The organism is Pollutimonas bauzanensis, from assembly GCF_900129885.1.
GTDB classification, from domain to species: Bacteria; Pseudomonadota; Gammaproteobacteria; order Burkholderiales; family Burkholderiaceae_B; genus Pollutimonas; species Pollutimonas bauzanensis.
Genome location: NZ_FQXE01000009.1, coordinates 122845 through 147201, shown reverse-complemented (window position 1 = coordinate 147201; position 24357 = coordinate 122845). Strand labels below are relative to the sequence as shown.

Below are 24357 nucleotides of genomic sequence, written 5' to 3'. Positions count from 1 at the left end.
TGTCGGGGGCCATCCGACGCGGCGGGTGAAGGCGGCGCTGAACATGACCGCTCTGATTTGGAGAGACCTCTATGAAGGCGACAGAAGAACACACAAAAGTCCGGGCCTGGATGCGGCTGCCGTCGGGCAAGCGGCTGGATCTTATGAACCCGGACCCACACGACTGGGAGCACAGCGATCTTTCGGTGCGGTTGTCACGGACATACCGATGGGGCGGTGAATCGTGCTGGCCCTGGCCGCTATCGGTGGCCCAGCATTCGCTCTTAGTGCTTGAACTTCGGCGCCAGAAAAGCACTGAACCGCTGCATGCTGTGGAAGAACTGCGGGAGCTTCTGCACGATGCTGAGGAAGCCTTTCTGGGCTTCGATTGCATCTCCCCGCTCAAACAAGCCCTGGGTGAGCCCTTCAAGATCATCGAGCATGGTTTGGTAAATGCGATCTGGCAACGGTATCAGCTCCCTGCTTGGTCGGGCCCGGCCTACATATTCCACAAGGAGGCCGACCACGTGGCGGCCGCATGTGAGGCCGTCCATTGCGTGGGCTGGAAGCGACGGGAGGTCGTGGATGTGCTCGGGATCATGGCCCCGGTGCTGGATCAGGACCCCTTGGTATCCCGGTATCGCGGCCCTCATTGGAGCCCCTGGCCAGCCGACGTAGCAGAGGCGAGGTATCACGACGAACTGATGCGGCTATGCCGATCGTTGAATATGGAGTGAGCGGCTGTATTCGCTGTGTCTTGGCGCGTGTATAGCGCCGCCCACCCGTTCGGTGGGCTTTTTTCTGCCCATCCATTGCTCGTTCATCTCATCGCCTCTATCCCTCGTTACATCGCAGACCTTCTCCCCCGCGCATCCGTACCACCCTGTTGCCAGCTGCTGTCCGCAGCGCCTATGTTCCCGAGCGCATGGTGGCGTCCGGTGTGCGCTACGGTTTCGCGTTGCGACGTTGGCTGCATGGCTTTTGCTTGTGGCGTCGGCCTCCCCACCAGGCTGCGCCTGGTGGGGCCCCATGGGGCGACGATGCCCCTTAAGGGCAGGGTGGCTTGCGGGGTCAAATCCTACCGGATTCCGCCCCTTAAGCCACCCACACAGGACGCACCCTACGGGTGCCGTAACTCATTGATATAATTGTGTTTACTTAGACGGCTGCTCTGGATCGTGTATGACAACATGCCCGCAAAGCCGCATGGATAAACGATCTACGTGTATTACAAAGGGGTAGCAAGGCACCCGCGAAGCCGTAGATCAGATGCTTTGTGACAAAAGCGGACAATTCCGTACGTTATCACGACAAAAACGTTGGTTTGCAGTTGAATCGTGACATTGCATCGACAAAAACGGACGGTTCCGATATAGTTTGTGACACTAACGTTCAGATTCCGAACAAATATGGACAATCCGCAATCCTTGCTCGACGCCCTCGAAAAAACACTCTCCGATTGGCAAAAACTCGGCCGCCGCGCGCAGCTCGAAGCCGTGATGCCCATGCTTGAGATCCTGGCAAAAAGAAAAGTCGGGTATGCCACTCTTGCCAACCTCTTGCGCGGCCAGGGCCTGGATATCAAGCCCGATTCCCTGCGCCAAGCGCTGCACCGCTGGCGCAAGAAACAAGGATTCTTTCCAGCCGAAGACATTGGAGTTCATCCGACAAGGACAGCATCGCATGGTGCCACCGACCAGGCTGGCACTGTCGCCGCAATACCGATGTTGGCCAACCCGCCGGCCGCGACCAACTTCGCGATCGAAACCCCGCGCCCGACATTGACTAAGGCGCGCTTCAGGGAAATCCGCGATCAGCATATTGATCTCGAAGCCATCATCAAGGCAAGTCGCAAGATCGATGGACCGAAATAAGGAAACACGGGTGCCGATGCGTCCTTGATGGCGTAGCGGTTTTTCCAGGTATATGGGCTGACAAATGACGCTGTAGACGCACACGTTAATCCTCGCGTTCATTATTGCCACGCTTGCTGGCCGTTCGACATCGCCAACGGGAAAGAAAAAGGGCATACTGTGCAACAGGAGGAAACAACTGTGCCAATGGACTACAAGCAATACCAAGAAGAGGTCGGCGCCGATATCGCGGAAGTCCTCGCCGACGCCGAATGCCAGCCAATTTTGTTCGTCGGCTCGGGTTTCTCCAAGCGATACGCGGGTGGACCAAATTGGGAGGAGCTCCTGACGCAACTGGCGAAGAAATGTCCCGCCATCGACAAGGACTTTGCCTACTACAAGCAGGCGAATAACGGCGATTTGAAGAAGATCGGCAGCGTCTTCTCTGATCTCTACCGCGAATGGGCATGGGGCAAGGGCAAAGCCTCGTTTCCCGCTGAGTACTACACTTCCGATGCTCCATCTGACATCTTTATTAAGCATGCGATCGGCAAGCTCCTGAAGGGCCTGGGGCCTGACGCTGAAGGGTCGTATGGTTCACCCGAACTCGATGCGGAGATCGAGGCCTTCAAGAACATTAGCGCCCACGCGATTATCACGACGAATTATGATCAAGTCATGGAGTCGCTCTTCCCGGAATACGAGCCGATCGTCGGTCAGCAGATTATGCGCAAGGGGTATCTGTCGATCGGCGAGATCTTCAAGATCCACGGCTGCCAGACTGTTCCCCAGTCGCTGGTCGTCAATGAGTCAGACTACCGACGCTTCGACGAAGATCACAAGTACCTCAGTGCCAAACTACTGACATACTTCATTGAACATCCCCTATTGTTCATTGGCTATCGCGCCGACGACCCGAACATTAAGACCATTCTGTATGACGTCGACCGTATGGTTCGTGCCGAATTTCAGCTTATTCGCAACATATATATACTGGAATGGGATACCGATATCAATGACGGATCGTACCCGGCGCGGGACAAGGTTATTTCGGTAGCTCCTGACGTTAATATTCGCATCAAGAGCATTTCTGCAAAGTCGTTTGAATGGGTCTTCAAAGCATTCGGCCAGGCCGGCGACTTAGAAAAAGTTAATATGAAACTGTTGCGATCGTTGATGGCGCGCTCTGTCGAGTTAATCCGATCGGATATCCCCAAGAAGCATGTCGAAATTAACTTCGAGCAGTTGGAGCATGCGGTCGAGTCCGGGGCTTCATTTGCGAAGCTGTTTGGTGTCACATCTCTTACCGATCCGTCAAAAGTTAATATCGATTACAAATATGCAATCACTGGGGTCGCCCAGCAATTGGGATACGGTACGTGGCATAAAGTGCGGGACATCATCAAGGTAATTAAAGACGTGAAGGGTTTTGATGTCACTGCTACGGACAATAAGTACCATATCGCGTTTAAGCCGGGGCACAAGTCACCTCAATTAGCACATAGGTACACGGACGCCGCCGTTGATCTCTTCCGAAAGGTCGTGAACGGAGATCCCTATGATGTTGACACGGGAACGGTGCAGGTGGATAAGGGAGTAGCGGGGGCCACCGGCCAGGTACGTAAATCACCGTAGCGTCTTCGCACCATCCGAAATGCGAAGGCGGAGAATTTCGTATCTCTACTTACCGGGAAGCCAACGACCAAATTCGGCGTGGATGCATTGTTTGTGACCATTCCCTATTCTACGGACAAAAACCGTATGTCAAACAAAGTTGTAATCGAGAGGCTAAAGAGCGAAGGGATATTACTAGCTATTGTCCCGTTCCTTGGCTCTCTCACCGCCTTTGCATTTGAGGCCGGCTATTTATCCTATTATGACGTTCCATATGATGTCATCAGTATTAGTCTATACAGAGTTCTCGCTGCCACCCTTTGGCTTTCACTGGCTTTTGCATTTGCATGGGCATTTGCCGCTCGAGTGATCGCGTTTGCACTTCACCGAATAAAGCAATAAAAAACGCAATGCTTTTCTTTTTTTTAGTCGGATCAGTCGCATTGATGATCTGGATGGTCGACTTCAGGAAGGAAATGCTCTATGTGGTAGCCGGCGCACTAATTTGGCCGTTGCTAGGGTTAATAAGTTGGGGCCTTCGTGAAAACGGCTTTATAGGTAAAAGACTGTCGCCCCAAGTTGCGGAGGCATTGAAGGATGGCCAAGAAATAGCTGAGACCGCAGAGCGCATTTCCAGTATTTATTTTGGACCGTTCGCGTTAGGGTTTGTTGCTCTTCTCTTCGTAGGAACAATAGGATATTGGACGGCGAAGCTCGATACGAGGGCATGGGTGATTGATGATCAACCTACATTTATATTGGTTAGGAAGTATGACGATGCATATATTTTTAAAGAATATGATCCAAAAACAATGAAGGTCGGAGATCGGGTGCAAATCGTCAGCCTGGGTGACAGTAAGAAGCTCTCTCTTAAGCCGGTGGTGTTAAAAGGCTTCGTAGCGAGGTTTGGAAGTTCAACACCCCGCGACACTACCGAAAACAGTGCGGCCCGATAGTCATATAAATTTCCGAATGCAGGATGAAGTCTGCATTTCCAATGCTATGACATAGTAATTACTACTCTGTCCCTTGTGTAAATTTCTCCTTTTGGACAACGTTGGGCCGACATCTGAGCCAGCTAAATTTATCCTCGCCATAGCCCGCAGCCGTTCCATAGCGCGTTCACCGTAGTGCGCATAACAGATTCGACCATCGGGTCCGATTGTTCCTGAAGGAAACCGTACAGCACAGCATGCATATGGTCCAGCCCTTGTGGGGCAATCTGTTCGCCATATGCGCGAATCGTGGCATGAGCCTTTTGAATCTCGGCCTCGTAAGGAGCCATGATTGTGTCGTACTCGTCCATTTCAACGTAGGTCGCGGGATCTGGCTCGATGGATGCCAGGTACTCAAGCGCGCTGGTGAAATCATGGTGAGTCGGGTTCATTTCCATTCTCCGTGTCGTAGTCGATTATCAATTATTTTCTGTTTGATCGGCCAGTGTTCCAGGCAGTGGCCACGGCCCGGCAGGGATATCCGCCAGCTATCGGAGGCCGTTGCCTGGAACACTGGCCGATATAGCAGAATCGCCATCCCGATTTAGCTGCGTACTGCCATATCGGCTGGCCGACCGGCCCAACGCTGCCGGTTATGCTCGCGCCAGAGGGGTGAGCTTGCCCTTGAATGACGTAGTCCTTAGTTCCAGTTAAATTGGAACCAAGGAGTAAGAAATGTCTGATACATTGAAGCGCGGAAAGTACACGCAGGAGTTCAAAGAGGAAAGTGTTCGCCAGGTATTGGCGGGCGCGCCTCAATCGGGTCGGTGGCGGAGTCACTGGGTATCCCGAAGGCCAGCCTGAGCAACTGGGTTCGCCAGCAGCGCCGAGGACAGCTGGGCGGTATGGAAATGCCAGTCTCTACTGCCTCTGTGGGTACCGAACAAATGGAAATTTCCCGCTTGCGCGCCGAAGTTGCGCAGCTTCGCATGGAGCGCGACATCGCAAAAAAAGCCGCGGCGTACTTTGCGCAGGACACGCTGCAAAGTACGCCTGGATTCAAAAAATGAAAGGCCATCGGCCTATGAGAGCGATGTGCCGAGTGCTGTCTGTTAGCGAAAGCGGATTCTACGGCTGGCAACGCTCCGGGAAGGTGCCTGGGTCCGCCCGATTGCCGATCAGAGACTGCTTGTACATATCCGAGCCATTCACCGCGAGGTGAAGGAGGAATATGGCTGGCCGCGCGTCTATCACGAGTTGCGTCGTCGCGGCCTGCGGGTGGGCAAGGAACGTGTCCGATTGCTCATGCAGGCGCACGGCATTCGTGGCAAGGCCAAACGCCGGTATGTTGCCACGACCGAAAGCCGGCATGCGTTACCCGTGGCCCCGAACTTGGTGCAGCGGCAGTTCTCCACCGCGGCACCGGATCGGGTCTGGTGCAGTGACATCACCTACCTGCCTACCGAGGAGGGATGGCTGTATCTGGCTGCGGTGGTCGATCTGTTCAGCCGTCAGGTCGTGGGCTGGAGTCTGAAGCCTCACATGCAGACTTCGCTGGTCAAGGGTGCCTTGACGATGGCATGCTTGCGTCGGCGACCAGCGGCGGGGCTGATCTTCCACAGTGACAGAGGCAGCCAGTATTGCAGCCATGAATTCCAGCAAACCCTGCGTGCGTGGAAGATACGTGCCTCCATGAGCAGAAAAGGCGACTGCTGGGACAATTCCCCAACGGAAAGCTTCTGGGCGGCTCAAGCTGGCATGCCTGGAGGGCCGGAAATTCCGCTCCCATCGCCAAGCTATCGCTGCCGTGATGGACTGGATATCGTTCTATAACCATCGACGATTACACTCGTCATTGGGCTACGTCAGCCCTATGGAATACGAAAAACGCTGGCACGCGAGTCAATATAAAATCGCTGCCTGATCCCGGCGCTAAGGACTACGGAAAACAGGGGCAATATCAGGGGATCAATTAAGGCCGTCTCCTCATCTACCACGCGGTTAATAGGGTCCGCCACTCGGGGGCTATCGAAGATCGTTGCAACCGCGTCGATCACACCTGCCCCATACTTCTGGAGAAGAAGGGCGGCAAGCTTCGGCGTCTCAGCCCCTCGCGCAACATCCGTCGCTCGCCCACTGGCATACTCTCTCACCTGCAGCACGAGGCGTTCAATCGCAAAAGTTTCATTCATTTTTAACCTCCTCATGTCGTCGCCAGTTCGGATCCCTGCCAAAATCATCCGCCCGTACCGCTGGCCCAAACCGGACAACTCCGCAGATGGGTGTCGTCGTTTGGCCATTCGTGCGCAATCAGCTAAGTACGATTCCAAAAACATGGATCGCCATTACATCACGCGCCATAGTAGGTATCCTTGACCGATCATAAGGTATGGGTGTGAGGCGTCGGCCTCGTAGGCCCGGCTTCATAGCCCTGCACGGATTGATGGACTTTCGCGGCAATGCCGATATCGAGGGCGGCAGACTTTTCTTCAGTGCGCGACACGGCGAATGGCAGCTTGGTTATATCGTCGGTGTAGACCTGAATCCACTCCTTTTCACGCGAGATCGCCACGTAGAATACGTCCGATTTCGTGGTGCGGCTGAATGTCTCCTGATTCAGGATGACGCCGGTTTCCGATAGGCCCTGCGCGCTATGCACCGTCGAAGCGTAGGCCCGATCCAAGTGCAAGGGGTGAGATTCCAGATCGCCGATCAGCCCTACTTCGCGCAGGATGTTGCCGTCCGCATCGAGCCGGCCCAGCTTGACTGTACCGGGTGTGACCGCGAGCACCGTGTAGCGTTCGCCGTTGACGAGATCCAGCCTGGCATCGTTGCGGGTCACCCGCACCACCTCGCCCGCCGAAAGTTCGGCTTCGACTCGATCGTAAACGGACAGTTTGGTCGAGCGTGATGGGTTGAACTCGATGCGCTCTCCCGTTACCAGATGAGCGACGGCGATGCGGTTGCGCCCGGTGTCAATGGCGGTTACAACATACTGCGCATCCGGCTCGAGGCCGTTCTTATACGCCCGCTCCGGTTGGATAACATTGCCCAACTGGTAATACTTGGCCGATCGGCGTTGAGCTTGTGTCGTATCGATCCGTGTGAGCAGGGCATAATCAAACCCTTTGCCGGCGAGCCCCAGCTTGGCATGCACTTGATTATTGATGGCATTGCGCGACGCGTTCGTGCCTGTAATGATTAAGGTCTGGCGCTGCTCATCAACAGACAGACTCGCATAACTGTCCGCGATCCGTTCATAGCGCGCCTGGCTGTCCTTAATTTCCTGGACGGCCTGCAGCTTTGTTTGCAGTACGTGCAACGCCTGCGAAGCGTTGCCTTCTGCGGCAAGCTCAACCGCGCGCTTGAGAACAGGATTCTTTTGTCGAACGATGTCGCCCATATGCGCCGTTTGCATGCCGGCGTCCTGCAGCTGATGCAGGGGACGCCCGGCTTCGATCGCTTTGGTCTGGGCGATGTCTCCCAGTAAAACGACTCGCGCGCCAGCCTTCTCAGCGCGACGCATGATCTGCTCCATCTGCCGCGTCGGGACGACTCCGGCCTCGTCGACAACCAGCACCGTGTTTTTGTCGAGTTCGAAACGATTGGTATGGGCTTGCAGCATCGAGGCGACAGTCACGGCTTCTACGCCTACCACGCGCAACGCCTTGACTTGCGACCCATAGGGCGCGATCGATCGCACGGTGTAGTCGGTCCCTTGTGTCGCTTCTTTGACGTATTTGAGCATATGGGATTTACCGACGCCTGCGAGGCCCTGGACCCCTACGATTCGATCTGCCGAGGTTACGATAAGCTGGGCGGCGGCCAGTTGGCCCGGCTTGAGCCCCTTGTTAGACAGTGCTCGGTGGGCGGCCTCTTGGGACAGGACGGCCGGCATCTTGCCACGACCTTCCCGCTCGATTTGCAAAATGCGCTTCTCGCGCTCCCGAGCCGCCTGAGTGGTGTATCGCGTATCGTCGAGCACTAAACCGCCCATCGCAATGGCGCGGCGCACGTTTCTACGGGCTTCGTCTAGCGTGGCACCCTCGTGGACCATCCTTTGTATCCAGGCCTCGCGTGATAGGGTAATTTCATTGCTTTGGAGCAGATTGGAACGATAGACCGGTGCGCCTTGGACCAGATGGCCTCGGGCTACCGCGGCGTGGATCGCCTGCTTGAGTTCCCAAAACGTCGCGCCGGCACCCATGGCATGCTCCATGGCGGCTTCCAAGATCTGTTTTTCGGTCATCACCGACTCACGTTCGGCAATGTGCCGAATGGCCCAGTCCACGCATTCCTCGGCGATGCGTCCGCGTAGCCTCTGAATCACCTCACGACCCTGGCCATTCGGGGCTTGGCTCGGAACCAGCGGTTCGCCAGCGTCTCGCGGACCGGGATAGCGGCGATCACGGTCAGGCCCATGTCGATCCTCTGGCGCAACAGGCCCAAGGTCTCGCGGATTTCGGCCAGAGCCGCGGGCTCTACCTGCACCCGGGGTGCCGCGATCTACAATGGCCCGGTCGCCACGCTCAAACCCCACGTTCTTGCGCGCCGCGCCAAAATCGATGTCCAATTCCAGTGCCTGCCGTTGCCATCCCGCATTTAACGCGTCGCGGGTGATCTCCGGTCGTTTTTCGTTGCGGGTGGCAAGGGTGATCGTCTGCTTGAGTTCGCGGCTGGCTGTTTTGCGGGTCTTGCCCATCTTGGCGAGTTCTGCCTGGACCGTCATCCCGCGCTTGGAAAACTGCTCGATATGCTCGCGGCTGATATGCGCGAGTTCGAAATTGTCCTTTTCATAGCGCAGTGCGTAACCCGCCTTTTCCAGATAGGTCGCCATTTCGTTTTTGTAAATGGCATCGAGCATGCGCTTGGCCCGATAGATCTCCTCATTGCTGACTGACACCCAGGCGCCGTCGGCGCGCTGCGTGACATTCATCACCAGCGTGTGCGTATGCAACTGCGGGTCGGCTTCATCAAAATCGGTGGGGCGAGCCGTTTCGTGCCGAAACTTGGCCATAATGGCGTTGGCCGTCTTTTCCGTACGCGTTTCCCCATTCTCTTTCTGACGCGCGCGGATAAGCTCCTTTTCAAGGAATTCGAGGGTTTTGGTCACCGCATGATCGTGCGCGGCCAGCACCGTCGCGTCCTTGCCGACCAGGGCCTGTATGCTGACCGATTTGGGCGCGGAGAACGTCACATCCATCGCGGCCCGCGCTTTTGCGTCCTTTCGGATAGAACGTGACAACTGCACGTCGGGTCCGAAATCGCCGCGCATCGCCGCGACAAACTGCGCTGGTGCCACCTCTCCAGTCAGTCCGACCAATTCGGCGCCCTGGCCTTGCCATTGGGCCGAGTTGCCGTCGCGGCTGTAATAGTCATCTTTCTGGTCAGCGTAGTAATGACCGGCTTTCGCGGCATTACCCTTGTGTAGTATCTGCAGGGAGATCATTGAAGCTCCATGGCGTTGTGCCGTCTTCAGAACCCCAGGATGTGCTCGATGCGCGGCCCACGCTTATATCGCTGCGCTCGATAAAAGGGGGGTTCTTTGTGATAAATGAAATCGGTTTGAGGACAAATTTTGCAATCGGCCGGTCTTCGGCAAACGCGACATAGCCGGTCAATGCCGCAAGTGCCTGAATTTGGGCCGGAGTCACGACGGGCTCGGTCTGGCGCACCAGGCGTTCGCTCGTACCGCGAGATCCGCCGGGATTGCGCGAGTCGGTGTATTCGGGCCGGGCGACTTCGTGTTCGCCCAGTGCCGTGGACATTTCCTTGGCCGTCTCGGCATCGGTCTTGGAGCCGCCCAGCACAACCAGGTTGCGAAAACACGCGCGCAGCGTTTGGGCCATGTCCTTGCCGTAGATTGCGGCAAGCTGAGATACCGCCTGCAGGCCTGCCACCACTCGTACACCGTGTTTTCGACCTTTGGTTAGAACGTCTACCAATGAGGCGAGCTTTTCCAGCGATGCCAGCTCATCGATCACCAGCCACCAGCGGCGCACCGCGCTTTCCGGCATGGATAGAATGGACGAGCAAAAGATATCGACCCAGGCCGATAGCAAGGGCTTCATGGCTGTCTTCATATCTTCGCGCCAGGTGATGTAGAGGCTGCCCCGTCCGTGCTCCATCCAGTCGCGGATACTAAAGCCGCCCGCCGGCATGGCCCGATGCTCGGAAAGCTTGTTCGAGAGCACAAAGCGCGCGCTGTCAAAGGCCCTTGTCGATTCGGACGCGCCAGCAAAGAGCGATTGCGCCTCGGTACCCTTCAAGAATGCCTGGATTTCTTTGAACGGCGCTTCGCAACACCAGTAGTTCACCTGGTCGATGTCATGCACATTCATCTCGAATAGCTTGCGCGAAACGGCGCTTAGCAGCAGGCGGCCAAAGCTATTCCACTCTTCGGCATTGGCGTCAACGCCTAACGGCACGATCGAATAGACGAGGCGCTTCCAATCGAAATCGGCCCGCACCTCATTGAAGTACATCCACTTCTGAGTTCTCTCGTCGTAGGGATTGAGCAGCACGTCGTCCGAGCGGCCGAACTTGCTGTACAAGTCACCGTTCGGATCAACGATGACCGCGCGGTCCCCACGCTTGAGCGCGGAATAAATCAAGGGCCGTAATAGCACGGACTTGCCCGAGCCCGTGGCGCCGTTGAGCAGCACATGCAGGTTTTCAACCGATGTGGGCATGGGTACGCCAGCAATCTCGACTTGACGCTTGTTGCGCTCTATGCACAGGCGTGTCAACCGTTTGAATGACACGACTTGGGTCCCGCGGATGTAGCGTTTATACCCCGCGCCATCAAAACCCTCGCTTTTCGAAATTTTCTTTAATGAAAAAGCCAGCAGGAAGCTCAACACCACGCCGGCGGCCAAGGCGGCGAGCAAGCCTGTGTGTTGAGGCGTTGCGCGCAGCCAATGTGACACCAAGAGCCAATTGACCGAACGTGGCGAGGTGCCGCTTAGATACATCGCCGTGAGCAACCAGCTCGATAGCGGCAGAATAAGCAGCGCGAATCGGATGATGCGCCGGCGGAGATCGGGGGCCATGTATGCTCTCCAAGGCTAATTCAGGGGGGGATGCTCCGCGTGGTGGCGGGTCAGCCCTGCATCAACACCACGACGATCAAGGCGCTCAGTAGTCCGCCCGCAAGGCCGCACAGAGCCGATACGCAGGCCACGAACCACGCATTTCGCAGGCTCGCCCGATGCAAGGCTTGATGCGCGCGTTGCAGTGCTCGATCGGCCGCCACAAGTGTCTGAGTGGCATCCTGAATCTGGCGATTGGCCTGGCTGCTGGCCTGCACCGCGATCGTGGATGCTGATTGGCGTAGGACGGTGGGCAGGGCCCCCAAGCTCATTGCGGTGTCGCGGATCTGGGTGGCCAACGCCTCGTTGCGCGTTAACAATCGATCACATTCGACCAGCAGATCGCGGTACATGTACTCAAGCTTGGAGCGTGGCGGCGGCGTGTTCTCGGGCTCGGATTGCATGGCCGCGCCTACGAAAAGAGCGCGATGAAAGCCTGGTCGAGCTGCCGATTGACCGGTCTGGCCAGGCTTCGCAATGCGATCAGGTCGCTCAATCGTTCGATTTGCTCTTGATCGTGCGGATCGGTCTCGCGAAGCTGCCGCCGGTAGTCGTTTTGGTCGGCCAAGACCGCTTCGATGGTCAGGCGCCTGTTGGCCAGCAGATCGAACACTTCGCTTTCCAGCACCCGGGCGTCCGGGTTCGCCAGAAAAGTGGCCGAGAATTTTTCGTAGGCGAAAATCGCTTCGAATTCATCTCTGGCTTGCACGTCTACGCGGTTGAACAGGATGCGGATACGCTGGCGATCGACGCCGGCCGCCGCCAGCGCCTCGATCGTTTTGATCGTTTCGCGTTGTGCTTTGCCCGAGGCAACGACAGGCAGCACGTAGTAATCGATCTCGGCCTGGGCCTGGTCGTACTTGTTCAATTCTGCAAGGAAATCCTCGATGTTGGAGGCGCCAACGTCCACGATGGCCGCGCGGGCGATGAGCAGCTTGCGAAAGAGCTTGCCGAAATGTTCGCCACGCAGCTGATCCACGCTTAGGCCCAGATCCGCCGCACTTTCGTTGGTGGACTCGACTGCGATGATCTCCGCGCCCGGTACGCGAGGTGCGAGCAGATGGCTGGTAGCAACCGTCTTGCCGACGGAGCCGGATAAGTTCACTACTGCGATTCTCATGGAAACTCCTGAACAAAAATCGGTTTCGTGGCCACCGCCACGGTCGCCACGAGAGCAGGCGCAGGGCTTGTTCCGATGACGGGGTTTGAGGGGAGGGGGGGCCGCCGCCTGCGGGCGGCGGGGGAACCCCGAAGGGGTGCCCCGGGGGGTCGAAGCACGGTTGCGGCCGGGTTTGCCGCAACCGACAGGGGGGCTGCAAGCCCCCGGTGCTAGGGGTCTGCCTTTCCCCGCCCTGAAGCCTTCGGCGAAAGGGTGGGGACTCTTTTTATGTTTTCAGGCCGACGCCTTCAGGCGTCGGGGCGCAGGGAGCGCAGCGACCGGAGGGTAGGCGCGCGATCGTCAATCACCCGATGGCGTCGGCACAGTGAATTGGCGGTCGCGCAGGCCTGCTCGCCGATTTGTCCACAGCCAGGAAGTCGCATTTTGGACATTAATGTTTTAAATAAGTTTTAATGTTTTAGACAAAAAAAACGCCAAAAAACCTTTTGAAAACAATGCGATACGAAGATGGCCGGTTCCCAATACACGGGTTTTGGTTCCTAAAGGACGGGGCGCGGTTCCCAATAGACGGGTTTTAGTTCCTAAAAGACGGAAAACGGTTCCCAATCGACGGAAGTATCCACAGATTTGGAAGCGAAAAGGGCCGTTTGAGGCGCTTTTTCGCCCCAAGGTTCCTGATCGACGGTGGACGGTTCCTGATAGACGGCGAAAAGTTCCCAATGGACGGCCGGCGGTTCCCAATCGACGGTGCGCGGCCCCCAATAGACGGGGTTTGGTTCCCAATAGACGGCCAAGGGCCCCTAATAGACGGCAAGCGGTTCCCAATGGACGGAACTTGGTTCCTAATCGACGGGCCATCCGGTTCCTAATGGACGACTAATGATAGCGATGCGCAACGGGCATAGGGCATGAATGTCTAGCTTCCGGTGCTCCGTCCATTAGGAACCGCCAGCGGTATCAGACATTGCTTTGCCCGCCCGGATCGCTCGGATCAGGCAATTCCGTCTATAAGGAACCGGGGCCCCCGTGCGCCGGCACCACCGTCGGCGCGAGGCTATTAGTCGGGGCGCTCCATCGTGGCACCGCGGTGAGTCATGAGCAGTTGCGGCCCGGAGACACCGCCTTCTTCGCTTAGCGTGTACTCGGGAAGATCATTGGCAGCAATGATTTGACGTAGGGCATAGGTGAATTTTTTGAATGTTCCTGTGCTGCCGCTACGCTGGTAGATCGTTTCATACGACCACTTGGCACTTCCCCGGCCGGCAGCACGTCGGGCGAGCCGATAGAGGAATCGCCCAATGCCTAAGTCGATCAAGAAAAATGCGGGATCGATGGTCAGCACTTCGGGATGCTTGGCATCGACCACCTCGCGATAGATCCAGGTCGGCAGCTCGATCTCCACGCTCATCAAACGCCCCGTCTCTGCATAGGAAATGGTCCGGTAGTTGCTGATCAGCCCTTCGGCATCGGCCTCCCGCACGACGCGCCCGCCTTTGCCAGGCCGCGTTCTGACAAATTTCAAGGTGGTGTTCTTGAGCCGATCCAGTGCCGCTTCAATCTCCTCATATTGACGCCCACCGTCAGAGCGCCGGCAAAATTTAAGCACGTCTGAAATATGTGGACGGAACACCCGCCCAGGCTTCTCGGCTCGGCCGGCCCGATAGGCCTTGGCGCCTTCCGCAAGATACGAGATGGCCATGAGCACGATGTCGTAGTCCCAGATCGAGGCCATGCCGTCAGGCCCGGCCTTTACTTCCACATACCCGTCGGCCAGGACATGGCGAATGGTTTCTCCAGCGCGTTTATCGCGCTTGGAAAGACGAAAGACCGCCACATCCATCAGGGAGCGGCTGTCTTTAGTCGAAACGTCCCACATGGCCGGTATAAAGAAATCGCGCTGGCCGTCGCTATCGGGTGCTTGGCGAAGCGTGCTGAGAGCCGCCTGCTTTTTGGGCTTATCCATTTCAGGCTCGTCGCTTTCCTGCAAAAATCGGGACTGCGCTTGCTGAATGGATTCGCCCGGTCGCGCTTGCGCTTCAATGGCTTTGCGTTGGGCGGACAAGGCCGTGGATTTGATCTTGTCCAGAGCGGTCTGCTGCTTTTGCATACATGGCTCCGTCTTGGTGTCTGAGGTGTGTCCAACAGGGAAGGGCACGGCCGCTGTTGTTGCCGCCCATGCTTTGGCTCACATTTTTGTAATTCCGCCGCCGAGTACCTCGGGGCGGTGAAAAGAGAGTGCCTATTTGGGGCATCCACTGGAGGCTGAGTCGGCGGGCGCCCCTTGCATCTCATTCAATTCGGGTGCGGGGACTATCCTGGACGGTTCGAACATGAACCCTTCATCGATAAGCGACGCAACCAGATCCTCAACAAAGCACAATGCAGCCCCCTCGTATACGCGATCGCGAACGTACCTTTCGATGTCTTCGTCATTGAGACGAGGGTAGAGATAGGCGATATCTTCTCTTGCAATCTGTTCGGCAGCATATCGCTGAACCTCGTACGGCGGCCTACGATACCCACTTTCCGTACCGGTCTGTGGCGTGACACGGTAGCCCTTCATAGCCAGCGCATGTTCATACGCCTTAAGTCTGCGCTGGTAAAGGCGCCCATTTACGCGGCTGTGAACGGCGTTGGCAACGGAGTAATCGCTGACCCCATGCCAATCGCTAGAAGTCACACTTTCGGATTCAAACCGCCTCCTGGCCGCAAGTTGGCTTTTGGTGATCCGGCGGTGCAAGTACGATGCGATCACCACCATGATCAAGATGAGCCACCCACCATAAGTAATAAGTGGTTCTTGCGGTCGGGCCGCTCCTGGGTGACCGGCACCAGATTGGGTGGGGCTAAGAGCAATGAGTGGTAGCTGCTGCTCCGTTGCTATCACCAGTGGCTCAGCGGCCTCCATGCCTGCTATGTCTTGCGTCGAGCTTGTCATCATTGGTAATTCCAATTACAAAAAGAGGATGGCCCCAGCCATTTCGCGCACGGGGCCAAAAGCCATAATGTCTATCGAGCACCTGTCGTCTTGGGTGGCGGCAGGGTGTAATCCGCATAGAACTCACGGCGCGCGATCAGCCACGCCTGCAAGCGCCAGGTTTGACACACCCCCCAGGGATTGGCTTTCTCAATCTCCTGGCTGATTTGTGCGGGTGTCATACCTTGCTGGCGGCATTTTTCATAAACGTCCAGCATGACCATGTATGCCTGTCCTACCTGCTCGTTGCGCAGGCTATGTTCGTGTTGATCTCCAGTCATCGGCGGCCTCCCAGGTCGCTTAGAGCAAAGCGCCAGCGCGCTCGGGATTGAAATAAACTTGAACCAGCTTGTACGCTGAGAAGTACAGGGCGATATCAAGGGTCGATAGCAAGTAGGTTCGGATCGTTGCAATGTCGATCTGGTTTCCAGCGCTCGATTGCTTAATCAACAACGCAACCCGACTGAATGTGTCCCACGCCGTGTTGGCGTGCGTGGTCGTGATCGAGCCGGGATGCCCGGTATTGAGGGCCGAGAGATATTCCCAGGCTGCTTCCGCGTCGCGCAGCTCCGACAGGAAAATCCGGTCCGGTGAGCTACGCATGCAGGCCGCCACGCAATCGGTGGCTGAAACTTGACCTTCATTTGCGCCGTACATCATGTGCACCCGGTTCGGGTGGTTAAAGAGGAACAGCTCATGCACGTCTTCGATTGTGATGAGTCGTTCATCGGTGGGCACGCGCTCGATGAGGCTACGCGCAAACGTCGTTTTGCCCGAACCGGTCTTGCCGCCAATGATGATGTTCTTGCGCAGCAATACGGCACGCTCCAGGAAGGCGCGCATGTTGCGCTCTTCCTTTAACGTGAGCAATTCGCGGTCCTCCGGCGTCAACTGCTCGGGCGCCTCGATCCGGCCGCTGACATCCTGCCAGTGATCGAAGGCCCCTTGGCTGGCCAGCTCGTCCAGGTTTTTGACGACACCGCTAAATTTGCGGATATTGACCGAGATGCAGCCCTCGATCACCGCCGGCGGGCGCATTACCTGAGCACGCTCGCCATCGAGCAGCATTAGCGATTGGATTGGTTCGAAATTGACCTTGTTGTAACTGGCCATTGTTGCTACCAAGGCGTCAAGGTAGTCGTAGCTTAATTCTGGCGCCGCCCGCTCGTGCCAGGCTCCGGCGATGCGAAGAAATAACCTGCCCGGTGCTGGGATAGTAATCTCCCGAACCTGATCGTCTGCTAGATACTGGGCAACGGGTCGCAGCATCTGACGCAGCGCTACGCCATGCTCGGCCTCGGGTTGATCGGCGAGCTCCGACGCGAAGCGATCCTCGCCCACGTCTTTGACGACGGACAGGTTGGTCTGTTGCATGACCGGCTCCAAACACCTCGCCGCGCGCTCTTTAACACGCAGCCATTAGGATAGGAAAAGAAGGAGGGGGAGAAAGGTAAGGGGCTGCGTCCCTAATGTGCCGGCGCCGCAGCGTAAGCACCCACCGCAGAGGCCGGACGCAATGCGTAGACAGAGCTGAAATCCAGGTCCCGCGCCACATAGATTCCCACGCGTCCGCCCTGATTGCGATATAGAGTGGGCGGAATGTTTATCGTGTTTTGCAGGACGGTGGCCACCGCTTGCTGTGCCGCATCGCTGGAACTATCGAGGCGGATGCCGTCGGAACTGTTCCCGCCGCCGCGGTTGCTCAGCCAATTGCCAAAGTCGTCAATCAGGCTGACCATCATCGCCCCGCCAAAGCGCTGCGCAAAATGCTTGTCGATTTCGCCGTCCAGTCCAGCCTCGCCAAGCGGCCCGGTGCCTGGTGAGTCCAGTTCAACGACCACGCCCTCGGGCGTTTCCAGCCGCGACCAGACCACACCAATGCGCGGCTGCCCCTGGGCCAGCACACTTTGCTGGTATCCAACAAACATCGTGCCGGCGTCAATTAACACAACCCGCCCATTGGTCGAACGCACTTCGCGCGTGGCGTAGCAGGTGATCATGCCGGCCTGAGCCGAGACGAACTTGGTCTGCTGGACGCAGTCGATCATGCTGCCTTGCGTCAACAGTAAATCCCGGTTGCGCAAGAGTGTCGCCTGCGCGCTGTTTAAGCGCAGCGGCCGCAACCGATCGGCCATCGGACCACTGTCTTGTTCGCGCCCTGGCGGCTTGGAGGCTGCTTGCGCGCCCGAGGGCTGCTGCTGCCCGGACTGCTGGCGCTGCAAGCCGGCGGTCAGGCGCCGTTTCTCAATCGGATCTTCAAAAAGCGTGGAATTCGCTTTGTCGGTGCCTGGCAAGGTAATTTGCGCCAGCTGCCGCACGGCTGGATTATCTTTCGCGGCAAGGTCGGGCGCGGGCCCAGGCGCCGGAATCGGCGCCGCAAGCTTGAGTTCGGGCAACACGTTCTCGATTTTTGAGCGCATCGAACCGGTTTTCTCCTGTTTGGAGTGGTCGGTGCGCAGCGCGCGCAGCACCAACAAACCGATCAAAATGATGACCGTCAGGAGAATCAGCGTCAGAAACGCCTTGGCGCCCGGCGCCATTGGCGCAGCCGCACCGTCCAGATTGGGTCGACCACGCTCGTCCAGCAAGGCCTGGGCCTCGATCTGCTCGACCGCGTCCACCGGTTGTTGTTTGCGGGCACGCCCTCTCTTGAACCACCTCATTGCACGGCCTCCTTGCGCAAGACTCGCTCTACACGAGGCGAAATGGTGCCTGTGGAGAGGCTACGGGCCTGGTTGCTGTTTTCGTTATAGACCGCGAGCACCTGGTCCCCCAGCCGCAAATGCCATTTGGCGGCGATACGGTGCAGTACGATCGTGTGCGCGTCGGCCATGTGCCGGTTGGCCAGTACCTCATTACCGTCCGCATCCACGAAGTACGCGGCGGGCAGATCCTGACCAGGCGCAAAGCGCAACCAGGTCTGCGCTCCATCATCCCAGGCGTTGACCGGGGCCAGGGATTGGTCCCCGCTCATGGTGTAGCCCTGCCAATTGATTGCCTGGCCGGGTTCGGTCAGTGCCTGATCGATCTGCGCGGACACCGCTTGGGCGACCGATTGCGCTTGCTCGATGTCCGGATATTCCAGCTTGAGCCGATACACTTCCTGGCCGCTGCCTCGTTCCTTGTTTTGCAGAAGAAAAGCGTAGTTGCGCTTTGTCGTGATAACGATCAGGTTGGTGTCCGCGTCACGGGCTATCGGCTTGAATAGCAGGTGTTTGCCCCCGACCTCCTGAAAATCATAGGCGCTCGCATCTCCGAAAGCATGCGTGACATACTGCTCGTCATCGGACAGCACAATGTGGGTCGCAACACCGATGACCGTCGGCACGACGATCACATTGGTCGGATCGTACTGGGTGGTCCGTATCCGCTTATCCTTGGGGGATGGCTTGGGATTGTCCAGCGCCCAGGATGTGAGGGTCGCCGCGCTAAGTGTGGCCGCGAGAATCATTCGGGCCACCGCTGCCATGCTCATAATAGTCCATGCTCCACGCTATGTTCGGCCTTGGAGGCGTTCGCTTCATGTTGCAGGGCGTGTCCAGGCGTCATGCCATGGCCTTCCTGCATCCGCATGACCAGGCCTACGCCGCCGATTGCCGCCTGGGGATAGTGGATGGACAGATCCTTGTCCCGCTCGCTGGACTCGAACGCGCAAACCAGGCTACGGCGGGCATGAACGATCAAATCACCCGTATCCTTGTCCATCTGCACGACGCAATTCGGGGTGGTGCCCACAACGGGCCCCACGTAGTGGCGACCCGGCTCGGGCTGGCGCAATTGCTTGTCGCGCTCGTGATGCAGATCAATGGGGCGGCGCTGCTCATTCATGCGCGCCTCAAAGTGCTTGGCCAGCAAGGGCGCCACTTGCAAGGCCGACGGCAATCGCAAGTCGGCCTCTTTGCTCAAGTGATCCTTGCATAGGCGGGCCGCGCCATACAGATCCCGCGCGGCATAGCGTTCCAGGTCTCGCAGCAGCGCGTTGCGCTCGGCATGCGTCAGTTGGTGGGCGTGTTCCAGGCGCGCGGCCAATTCTTCAGCTTTTAGAGATTCCATCATCTATTTCCTCTCTTCTTACGGGATGTCGGCAGGGGAGGGATCAACATCGAGCGAAACAGGCCTAACGCGCAGGCGAGCAAAAGCCCGATTTGCATTACGAGCAGGCCGTAGGTATGGGTGCGTAGCGCAAAGGCGATCCAGCAGGCGTTAGACAAGAGCAAGGCCAGGAACCCCCAGCTCGATGCGCGGTAGCTGCCGGCCATCAGGCCTACACCGAGTAAGCCCAATAGGGCGCCTGACCATTCCAATCCAAGGTTTGCAGTCATTTGCCTTGAACCTCCACATCGGTCGTGTAGGTGATGACCTGGAATCCAAGGGGATTTTTTCTGCCGACGGCTTCGGTGAGGTTCGCGTTGACGTAGTCGTAGGCCAGGGTGGCCACGAGATGTTCATCGGTGACGCCAGTTTGATTGGTATTGCTTTCAATGCGCCTGGTAAAGCGCACCGTCGCGCTTTGTTTTGGGCCTAGAGTGATGGAACGCACATTGATGCGCTGGCGGGTGTGGTTGGCGTAGCGCTTGATCCAGCCCTCGTCGCCTTTGAACTTTTCGTAGTACTCGCGCTGCACGGATGGCGCGCTAAAGAGCGCGCAGCGATCATACGAGTTCTGAATGGTGTTCCAGTCGTAGCCTTCGCAGGCCAACACGTATTCATGGATGAAGAAACGTGCGATGCGCTCTCCATAGTCTTCTTGCGCGTCGCCCAGCCTAGTCACGCTTTCTACCTGACCCTTGGCGTTATCCACCCTCACCACGTACAGTTCTGGGGGAGCCTTCAAGGGGGTCAGGCCCGCCACAGCGCCGACAGAGACCAGGGCCAGTACGAAGGCGCCAATGGCCACACGCCAGGCCGTACGGCGAGATTGCAATATTTCGACAAGCAGATCGCGTTCCAGGCCCTGGGCGCGCGCGATTTCATCATCTATCGACAGTTTCGGATCGTCAGAAGGCATGTGTACTTCCTGGATGGGGCGACAAGACGCCGCCCGGCCTCGGTAACGAGGCCCGGTAGGCGTTTGCGGTAATGGGAAAGGAGAGGGGCCGCCTAGGCGCGGCGTATAAGTCCTGGCGCGTAGCGTTGCGCTACCCGCTCAAGTCTAAGAGAAACCCGGCATGCCGGGTTATGGCCCTAGGTGTAGGGGGCCAGATTCACAGGTCGCCGGACTGCGCGTGGCGGATCTGCGCATGAAGGCGAGGCAGATCTTGCTGGATCGTATTCCAGACAATTTCAAAGTCGACCTTGAAGTAGCCGTGCGCTACGGCGTTGCGCATTTGATAGGCGAATGCCAAGGGCAGCTCGGGGCGAGACGCAGCGAAATCGGGGAAGCGTGTTTCGATGTTGTGGCTAGCCTCGCCGATGATTTCGAGGTTTCGGATTACGGCGTCCTGCACCAAAGGATTATTCATAAACGCCTGTGCATCCATGTCCTCGGTGTAGCGCTCAATGCGTGCAATCGCTTCGATGATATGGGCCAAATAGTGAGCAAGGCGCTCATCCTTGCGGCTCATATGGCTTGTGCCTGATCAAGTATTGCCGCCCGAAACGTATCAGGCAAAGCGTTGGGCGTAAGCACGTCAACCGGCACGCCGAGCAGTTTGCTCAACTCATGGCGAATTGCGCCGATATCGAAAAGAGTGGTCTGCGGTGTTGGGTCGACCAGGATGTCCAGATCGCTGGCATCGGTGTCTTCACCCCGAAGAACCGATCCGAAGATCCTGGCATTCCCGGCGCGATGCAGCTCGACGATGCGGCGAATGGCAACACGGTTGGCGATCAATGCTTCAGATGGTTTCATATTTGTCCCACAGTGAGATCTGCTTTAACGATAAGCGAATGGGAGGCAAAGCACAACTTAGATACTGCGGCTTCCTCTGCCTGCCTGCTTCATCGAGAGCGTACTACTTGCCTGAAAAGCTGACTGCGCAAGCGTAAGAATTCATTGGGCGGGGGCACATACGCTAAAAGAATAGACGCCGCCGACGTTTTGCCTCTTCTTTGCGCCGCCGCGCGACTTCGCGGTTGTATTCCCAGTCCACATACCGATATATGTACTTGACCGGCCACCAGAGGATAGGGCGAGCGATCCACCTCCCGATGAAATACACCACTTGCACGCCCCGATTTTGCGCGCGAATAGCGTGAAACTTCGCAATCAGCGCCGCCATGTCTGCATCGGCTTGGGAAACCGAAGTGGATGTCGTCTCGACCTCGGCCTCCGGTTCGGGAGGGCCGGGCGCGTCGTCTTGGCGCAATTGAGCGAGGCGCTTCCAGCGTGAGTAGGTACGAGTAAACATTGTGGTAGAAGCGAAATAGCATATCCTATTAAGAGTGCCTATTCGCGTTGCCTCTCCCATTCCTCTTCTTCTTCTTCCGGGCTTGGACTTATCAGCACCGTGAATTTATAAGTAAACAGGAAGAAGTATCTGACCGGCCACCAGATGATAGGGCGTATGATCCGTTTACCGATGAAGCGCACAATCCGTATGAATGTGATCTGCGTGTGGATGGCCTGCAGCTTCTCGGCCAAAGCTGCGGCTTGCGCATCGGGCTTGGAAAGATCGATAGGAGCAGGGTCTGGCGCGTTGTCTTGACGCACTTGGGCGGCCTGTTGCCAGCGGGAATGGGCGCGGGTGGTCATAACGTCAAATATTAAAATCGCGACGTCGCTGCGCCTCTCTATTACGCTTTGCAATTTCGGGTGACGGAGAAGTCAGCACCATGATTTGGTTCGTGAAGCGGTAGAGGTACTTGATTGGCCACCAGACGATGGGGCGTATAACCCATCTGCCTATGAAGCGCACAATCCGTATGAATGTGATCTGTGTGTGGATGGCCTGCAGCTTCTCGGCCAAAGCTGCGGCTTGCGCATCGGGCTTGGAAAGATCGACAGGAGCAGGGTCTGGCGCGTTGTCTTGACGCACTTGGGCGGCCTGTTGCCAGCGGGAATGGGCGCGGGTACTCATCATCGCGTTCCTGTATAAGGAAAGGTACTACGACAATCATGGCAAGTTACTATACATACAGTAACGCTTTTCTTTTCATTTGTACAGCGTCTTTGCGCGTGTTTTATTCTCTTAAAGTTGGCCGATAAATGGCATATCGACTGGCGATCCGCCGGTAATCTTACCGACGATGACAGAAGGTAATTTCATCAAGAACATGGCCAAGGCGGCAACGAGGATAACGACGCCGAGAATCTGCAAAACATTGATCTCGGCAGCGGTCGTCATCCCCAAAAGAATGTTTTGAACATAGCCGAGCATTCCCATGACTAAACCGAAAACCAGCGTAAAGAGCGTGCCATAGAGCGCGAAGTACAGGGCCTGTTGCAGCCAAAACTTGAAGAACTCCTTGGTGTGATCAAACAATAAGGCGGCGATAAATAGCGGCCCCACCATCACTATCAGGGCCATGCCGACTTTAGCCACGGACATCATAAGGATGCCCATGATGGTCACTAAGGTGTAGATGACCGTGATGACGAGCGAGACAAGGGCAAAAAGGATACTTTGCCCAATTTCCGTCAGCACGCTTGGCGCCCGCTCATCCAACCGGGTGGCGGTCTCAAGCCCTGAATTATGGAAATCCGCCAGCACATCCCTGGCGCTCGCAGGCTCTCCAGTGACGGCTTGCATGAGCCCATCGGGCAGAGCCAGCATGGCGCCCATGATCTGGCTCTGGTAAAACCCACCGCTCTCGATGATCGCCACCACCACCACAATCCTGAAGATTCTAACGAGCGCTTCCCCATAGGGAGTCGGGATACGCTGAGCGGCGACCATCCAGCCATAGGTCATCAAACCAATGGTTACGCCCAGTTCGAGCGGCAACCAGATCGCGCCGGTCAGCCGTTCGACGTTGTCTGCCACACCATTGATCAGCATGGTATTGAGCGATTCATCGATCCATTGGACGATGCTGCCCAGGCTATACAGGGTGGCGGGTGCGGGTATTGCCATGATGGTGTTCCTGGTAGTGGGTCATCCCCGGTGAGTCAGTCGCCCTGGCTGCATCGGCGTCCTAGCGCATGTCAGGCAGCGGGGCCCGAATCGCATCAACGCTTAGTGAGGTTTGGCGGGCCATCTTGGACGCTTGCTGCTCAATCAGCGCCTTTTCAGCTTCGATCTGGCGGCTCAGCAAATCGGCGCGGATCTGATCGGCGTGGATATTGGCCTGCTCCACTTGCAGCCTTGCCTGCAGGTCGGCGATCGCCTTGGGGTCCTGGGCCAGGTTGATTTGTGTCTGCAATTGATCCAGCTGATCCATGCGCGCCTGCATGCCTTCCTGGGCCTGCTCAAATAGCGCCTTGCTGCGCACGCTCAGATTTTCGATACGCTGAGTCAGCGCCTGGCTGTCGACGGAGAAATCGCCCGAAAGGCGTTCTTCGCCCTGAATGCGCTCAACCGACCGTTGTATCGATCCCAGGCTCTTATCTCCGCTGTTGAGCACTGAGCGCACGTCGGCGGGCAAGGACTTGCGGATGGCAGGATTGTTCAGGATGTCGCCCAGGTTACGGGCGCCGGTCAAGGCCTCATATTGCCGATGCAGGCTTTCCAGCTGGCCCTTGAGCGTGGCGATCTGCTCCAGGTACTTGGCCAGGGATTCGGCATGCTGGGCCGCGCGCGCGGCGATGCTGGCCGCATCGGTCACGGGAATCTGTGCGTGTGCCGGCAATACCAGCGCCGGCAGCGCGGCCAGCGTGAGAGATCGAAGGTGTGCTGAAACTTTCATG

At 57.2% G+C, this 24357-nt stretch carries 25 protein-coding genes and 1 pseudogene; 5 read left to right on the top strand and 21 right to left on the bottom strand.

What is annotated here, in order from left to right; all coding sequences use genetic code 11:
- The first annotated feature begins 71 nt into the window (after positions 1–71).
- From BUB23_RS16715 to BUB23_RS16700, 4 genes are all read left to right on the top strand, one after another.
- Positions 72–716: a phosphohydrolase gene (locus tag BUB23_RS16715; protein WP_073104929.1), complete on the top strand. Its 645-nt coding sequence runs from the start codon at positions 72–74 to the stop codon at positions 714–716.
- Between the two features lie 672 nt (positions 717–1388).
- Entirely contained in the window at positions 1389–1853 is a 465-nt protein-coding gene (locus tag BUB23_RS16710) for a hypothetical protein (protein WP_073104924.1), read from the top strand.
- 186 nt (positions 1854–2039) lie between these two features.
- Positions 2040–3467, top strand: coding sequence for an SIR2 family protein (locus tag BUB23_RS16705; RefSeq protein ID WP_245801303.1), 1428 nt, complete (start codon positions 2040–2042; stop codon positions 3465–3467).
- Between the two features lie 389 nt (positions 3468–3856).
- Positions 3857–4402, top strand: a complete 546-nt coding sequence (locus BUB23_RS16700; RefSeq protein ID WP_073104916.1) for a hypothetical protein — start codon at positions 3857–3859, stop codon at positions 4400–4402.
- Positions 4403–4530: 128 nt separating this feature from the next.
- On the opposite strand, the gene BUB23_RS16695 is transcribed toward BUB23_RS16700, so the two are convergent.
- Positions 4531–4833 (bottom strand): hypothetical protein, encoded by a 303-nt coding sequence (locus BUB23_RS16695; RefSeq protein ID WP_073104909.1) that lies wholly within the window; start codon positions 4831–4833, stop codon positions 4531–4533.
- A gap of 283 nt (positions 4834–5116) precedes the next feature.
- Here BUB23_RS16695 and BUB23_RS26775 point away from each other — a divergent pair.
- Positions 5117–6305: pseudogene (locus tag BUB23_RS26775) on the top strand (IS3 family transposase).
- On the opposite strand, the gene BUB23_RS26475 reads toward BUB23_RS26775, so the two are convergent.
- From BUB23_RS26475 to virB5, 20 genes are all read right to left on the bottom strand, one after another.
- Positions 6253–6573, bottom strand: a complete 321-nt coding sequence (locus BUB23_RS26475; RefSeq protein WP_218599043.1) for a hypothetical protein — start codon at positions 6571–6573, stop codon at positions 6253–6255. The pseudogene BUB23_RS26775 and the gene BUB23_RS26475 overlap by 53 nt on opposite strands.
- Before the next feature lie 188 nt (positions 6574–6761).
- Positions 6762–9830, bottom strand: a complete 3069-nt coding sequence (gene mobF / locus BUB23_RS16675; protein WP_073104896.1) for a MobF family relaxase — start codon at positions 9828–9830, stop codon at positions 6762–6764.
- Positions 9799–11433: a type IV secretion system DNA-binding domain-containing protein gene (locus tag BUB23_RS16670; RefSeq protein ID WP_073104893.1), complete on the bottom strand. Its 1635-nt coding sequence runs from the start codon at positions 11431–11433 to the stop codon at positions 9799–9801. The genes mobF and BUB23_RS16670 overlap by 32 nt, the downstream gene beginning before the upstream one ends.
- 50 nt (positions 11434–11483) lie before the next feature.
- Positions 11484–11876 carry a hypothetical protein gene (locus BUB23_RS16665; RefSeq protein WP_073104890.1) on the bottom strand — a complete coding sequence of 131 codons (393 nt, stop codon included), beginning with the start codon at positions 11874–11876 and terminating at the stop codon, positions 11484–11486.
- 8 nt (positions 11877–11884) lie between these two features.
- Positions 11885–12592: a StbB family protein gene (gene stbB / locus BUB23_RS16660; protein WP_073104887.1), complete on the bottom strand. Its 708-nt coding sequence runs from the start codon at positions 12590–12592 to the stop codon at positions 11885–11887.
- 1057 nt (positions 12593–13649) lie between these two features.
- Positions 13650–14699, bottom strand: a complete 1050-nt coding sequence (locus tag BUB23_RS16650; RefSeq protein WP_073104881.1) for a replication initiator protein A — start codon at positions 14697–14699, stop codon at positions 13650–13652.
- A gap of 132 nt (positions 14700–14831) precedes the next feature.
- The gene (locus BUB23_RS16645) at positions 14832–15533 is read right to left on the bottom strand and encodes a hypothetical protein (protein ID WP_073104878.1); all 702 of its coding nucleotides are present in this window, start codon (positions 15531–15533) and stop codon (positions 14832–14834) included.
- 68 nt (positions 15534–15601) lie between these two features.
- Complete coding sequence (locus BUB23_RS16640) at positions 15602–15850, bottom strand: hypothetical protein (RefSeq protein WP_073104876.1); 249 nt, start codon at positions 15848–15850, stop codon at positions 15602–15604.
- Positions 15851–15869: 19 nt separating this feature from the next.
- Entirely contained in the window at positions 15870–16943 is a 1074-nt protein-coding gene (virB11, locus tag BUB23_RS16635) for a P-type DNA transfer ATPase VirB11 (RefSeq protein WP_084136077.1), read from the bottom strand.
- A 92-nt stretch (positions 16944–17035) separates the two neighbouring features.
- Positions 17036–18232 (bottom strand): type IV secretion system protein VirB10, encoded by a 1197-nt coding sequence (virB10, locus tag BUB23_RS16630; protein WP_073104873.1) that lies wholly within the window; start codon positions 18230–18232, stop codon positions 17036–17038.
- Positions 18229–19044 carry a TrbG/VirB9 family P-type conjugative transfer protein gene (locus BUB23_RS16625; protein WP_084136076.1) on the bottom strand — a complete coding sequence of 272 codons (816 nt, stop codon included), beginning with the start codon at positions 19042–19044 and terminating at the stop codon, positions 18229–18231. Before BUB23_RS16625 ends, virB10 begins: the two co-directional genes overlap by 4 nt.
- The gene (locus tag BUB23_RS16620) at positions 19041–19625 is read right to left on the bottom strand and encodes a hypothetical protein (RefSeq protein ID WP_073104870.1); all 585 of its coding nucleotides are present in this window, start codon (positions 19623–19625) and stop codon (positions 19041–19043) included. The genes BUB23_RS16625 and BUB23_RS16620 overlap by 4 nt, the downstream gene beginning before the upstream one ends.
- 262 nt (positions 19626–19887) lie before the next feature.
- Positions 19888–20577 carry a VirB8 family type IV secretion system protein gene (locus tag BUB23_RS16610; RefSeq protein ID WP_073104864.1) on the bottom strand — a complete coding sequence of 230 codons (690 nt, stop codon included), beginning with the start codon at positions 20575–20577 and terminating at the stop codon, positions 19888–19890.
- Between the two features lie 196 nt (positions 20578–20773).
- A complete protein-coding gene (locus tag BUB23_RS16605) occupies positions 20774–21133 on the bottom strand; it encodes a HepT-like ribonuclease domain-containing protein (protein ID WP_073104861.1) in 360 nt (119 codons plus the stop codon).
- On the bottom strand, positions 21130–21420 hold the full coding sequence (locus BUB23_RS16600; protein WP_073104858.1) for a nucleotidyltransferase family protein: 291 nt from the start codon (positions 21418–21420) through the stop codon (positions 21130–21132). The genes BUB23_RS16605 and BUB23_RS16600 overlap by 4 nt, the downstream gene beginning before the upstream one ends.
- A 163-nt stretch (positions 21421–21583) precedes the next feature.
- On the bottom strand, positions 21584–21919 hold the full coding sequence (locus BUB23_RS16595; protein ID WP_073104855.1) for a hypothetical protein: 336 nt from the start codon (positions 21917–21919) through the stop codon (positions 21584–21586).
- Between the two features lie 38 nt (positions 21920–21957).
- The gene (locus BUB23_RS16590) at positions 21958–22263 is read right to left on the bottom strand and encodes a hypothetical protein (protein WP_073104852.1); all 306 of its coding nucleotides are present in this window, start codon (positions 22261–22263) and stop codon (positions 21958–21960) included.
- Positions 22264–22267: 4 nt separating this feature from the next.
- A complete protein-coding gene (locus BUB23_RS16585) occupies positions 22268–22591 on the bottom strand; it encodes a hypothetical protein (protein ID WP_073104849.1) in 324 nt (107 codons plus the stop codon).
- Positions 22592–22699: 108 nt separating this feature from the next.
- Complete coding sequence (locus BUB23_RS16580) at positions 22700–23584, bottom strand: TrbL/VirB6 family protein (protein ID WP_073104846.1); 885 nt, start codon at positions 23582–23584, stop codon at positions 22700–22702.
- Positions 23585–23645: 61 nt separating this feature from the next.
- Complete coding sequence (gene virB5, locus BUB23_RS16575; protein ID WP_073104843.1) at positions 23646–24356, bottom strand: P-type DNA transfer protein VirB5; 711 nt, start codon at positions 24354–24356, stop codon at positions 23646–23648.
- Position 24357: the final 1 nt, after the last annotated feature.

Excerpts from the sequence above, each read along its gene's own strand:
- BUB23_RS16715 (WP_073104929.1), top strand. The coding sequence starts at position 72 with ATGAAGGCGACAGAAGAACACACAAAAGTCCGGGCCTGGATGCGGCTG.
- BUB23_RS16710 (WP_073104924.1), top strand. The coding sequence starts at position 1,389 with ATGGACAATCCGCAATCCTTGCTCGACGCCCTCGAAAAAACACTCTCC.
- BUB23_RS16705 (WP_245801303.1), top strand. The coding sequence starts at position 2,040 with ATGGACTACAAGCAATACCAAGAAGAGGTCGGCGCCGATATCGCGGAA.
- BUB23_RS16700 (WP_073104916.1), top strand. The coding sequence starts at position 3,857 with ATGCTTTTCTTTTTTTTAGTCGGATCAGTCGCATTGATGATCTGGATG.
- BUB23_RS16695 (WP_073104909.1), bottom strand. The coding sequence starts at position 4,833 with ATGAACCCGACTCACCATGATTTCACCAGCGCGCTTGAGTACCTGGCA.
- BUB23_RS26475 (WP_218599043.1), bottom strand. The coding sequence starts at position 6,573 with ATGAATGAAACTTTTGCGATTGAACGCCTCGTGCTGCAGGTGAGAGAG.
- mobF (WP_073104896.1), bottom strand. The coding sequence starts at position 9,830 with ATGATCTCCCTGCAGATACTACACAAGGGTAATGCCGCGAAAGCCGGT.
- BUB23_RS16670 (WP_073104893.1), bottom strand. The coding sequence starts at position 11,433 with ATGGCCCCCGATCTCCGCCGGCGCATCATCCGATTCGCGCTGCTTATT.
- BUB23_RS16665 (WP_073104890.1), bottom strand. The coding sequence starts at position 11,876 with ATGCAATCCGAGCCCGAGAACACGCCGCCGCCACGCTCCAAGCTTGAG.
- stbB (WP_073104887.1), bottom strand. The coding sequence starts at position 12,592 with ATGAGAATCGCAGTAGTGAACTTATCCGGCTCCGTCGGCAAGACGGTT.
- BUB23_RS16650 (WP_073104881.1), bottom strand. The coding sequence starts at position 14,699 with ATGCAAAAGCAGCAGACCGCTCTGGACAAGATCAAATCCACGGCCTTG.
- BUB23_RS16645 (WP_073104878.1), bottom strand. The coding sequence starts at position 15,533 with ATGATGACAAGCTCGACGCAAGACATAGCAGGCATGGAGGCCGCTGAG.
- BUB23_RS16640 (WP_073104876.1), bottom strand. The coding sequence starts at position 15,850 with ATGACTGGAGATCAACACGAACATAGCCTGCGCAACGAGCAGGTAGGA.
- virB11 (WP_084136077.1), bottom strand. The coding sequence starts at position 16,943 with ATGCAACAGACCAACCTGTCCGTCGTCAAAGACGTGGGCGAGGATCGC.
- virB10 (WP_073104873.1), bottom strand. The coding sequence starts at position 18,232 with ATGAGGTGGTTCAAGAGAGGGCGTGCCCGCAAACAACAACCGGTGGAC.
- BUB23_RS16625 (WP_084136076.1), bottom strand. The coding sequence starts at position 19,044 with ATGAGCATGGCAGCGGTGGCCCGAATGATTCTCGCGGCCACACTTAGC.
- BUB23_RS16620 (WP_073104870.1), bottom strand. The coding sequence starts at position 19,625 with ATGATGGAATCTCTAAAAGCTGAAGAATTGGCCGCGCGCCTGGAACAC.
- BUB23_RS16610 (WP_073104864.1), bottom strand. The coding sequence starts at position 20,577 with ATGCCTTCTGACGATCCGAAACTGTCGATAGATGATGAAATCGCGCGC.
- BUB23_RS16605 (WP_073104861.1), bottom strand. The coding sequence starts at position 21,133 with ATGAGCCGCAAGGATGAGCGCCTTGCTCACTATTTGGCCCATATCATC.
- BUB23_RS16600 (WP_073104858.1), bottom strand. The coding sequence starts at position 21,420 with ATGAAACCATCTGAAGCATTGATCGCCAACCGTGTTGCCATTCGCCGC.
- BUB23_RS16595 (WP_073104855.1), bottom strand. The coding sequence starts at position 21,919 with ATGTTTACTCGTACCTACTCACGCTGGAAGCGCCTCGCTCAATTGCGC.
- BUB23_RS16590 (WP_073104852.1), bottom strand. The coding sequence starts at position 22,263 with ATGACCACCCGCGCCCATTCCCGCTGGCAACAGGCCGCCCAAGTGCGT.
- BUB23_RS16585 (WP_073104849.1), bottom strand. The coding sequence starts at position 22,591 with ATGATGAGTACCCGCGCCCATTCCCGCTGGCAACAGGCCGCCCAAGTG.
- BUB23_RS16580 (WP_073104846.1), bottom strand. The coding sequence starts at position 23,584 with ATGGCAATACCCGCACCCGCCACCCTGTATAGCCTGGGCAGCATCGTC.
- virB5 (WP_073104843.1), bottom strand. The coding sequence starts at position 24,356 with ATGAAAGTTTCAGCACACCTTCGATCTCTCACGCTGGCCGCGCTGCCG.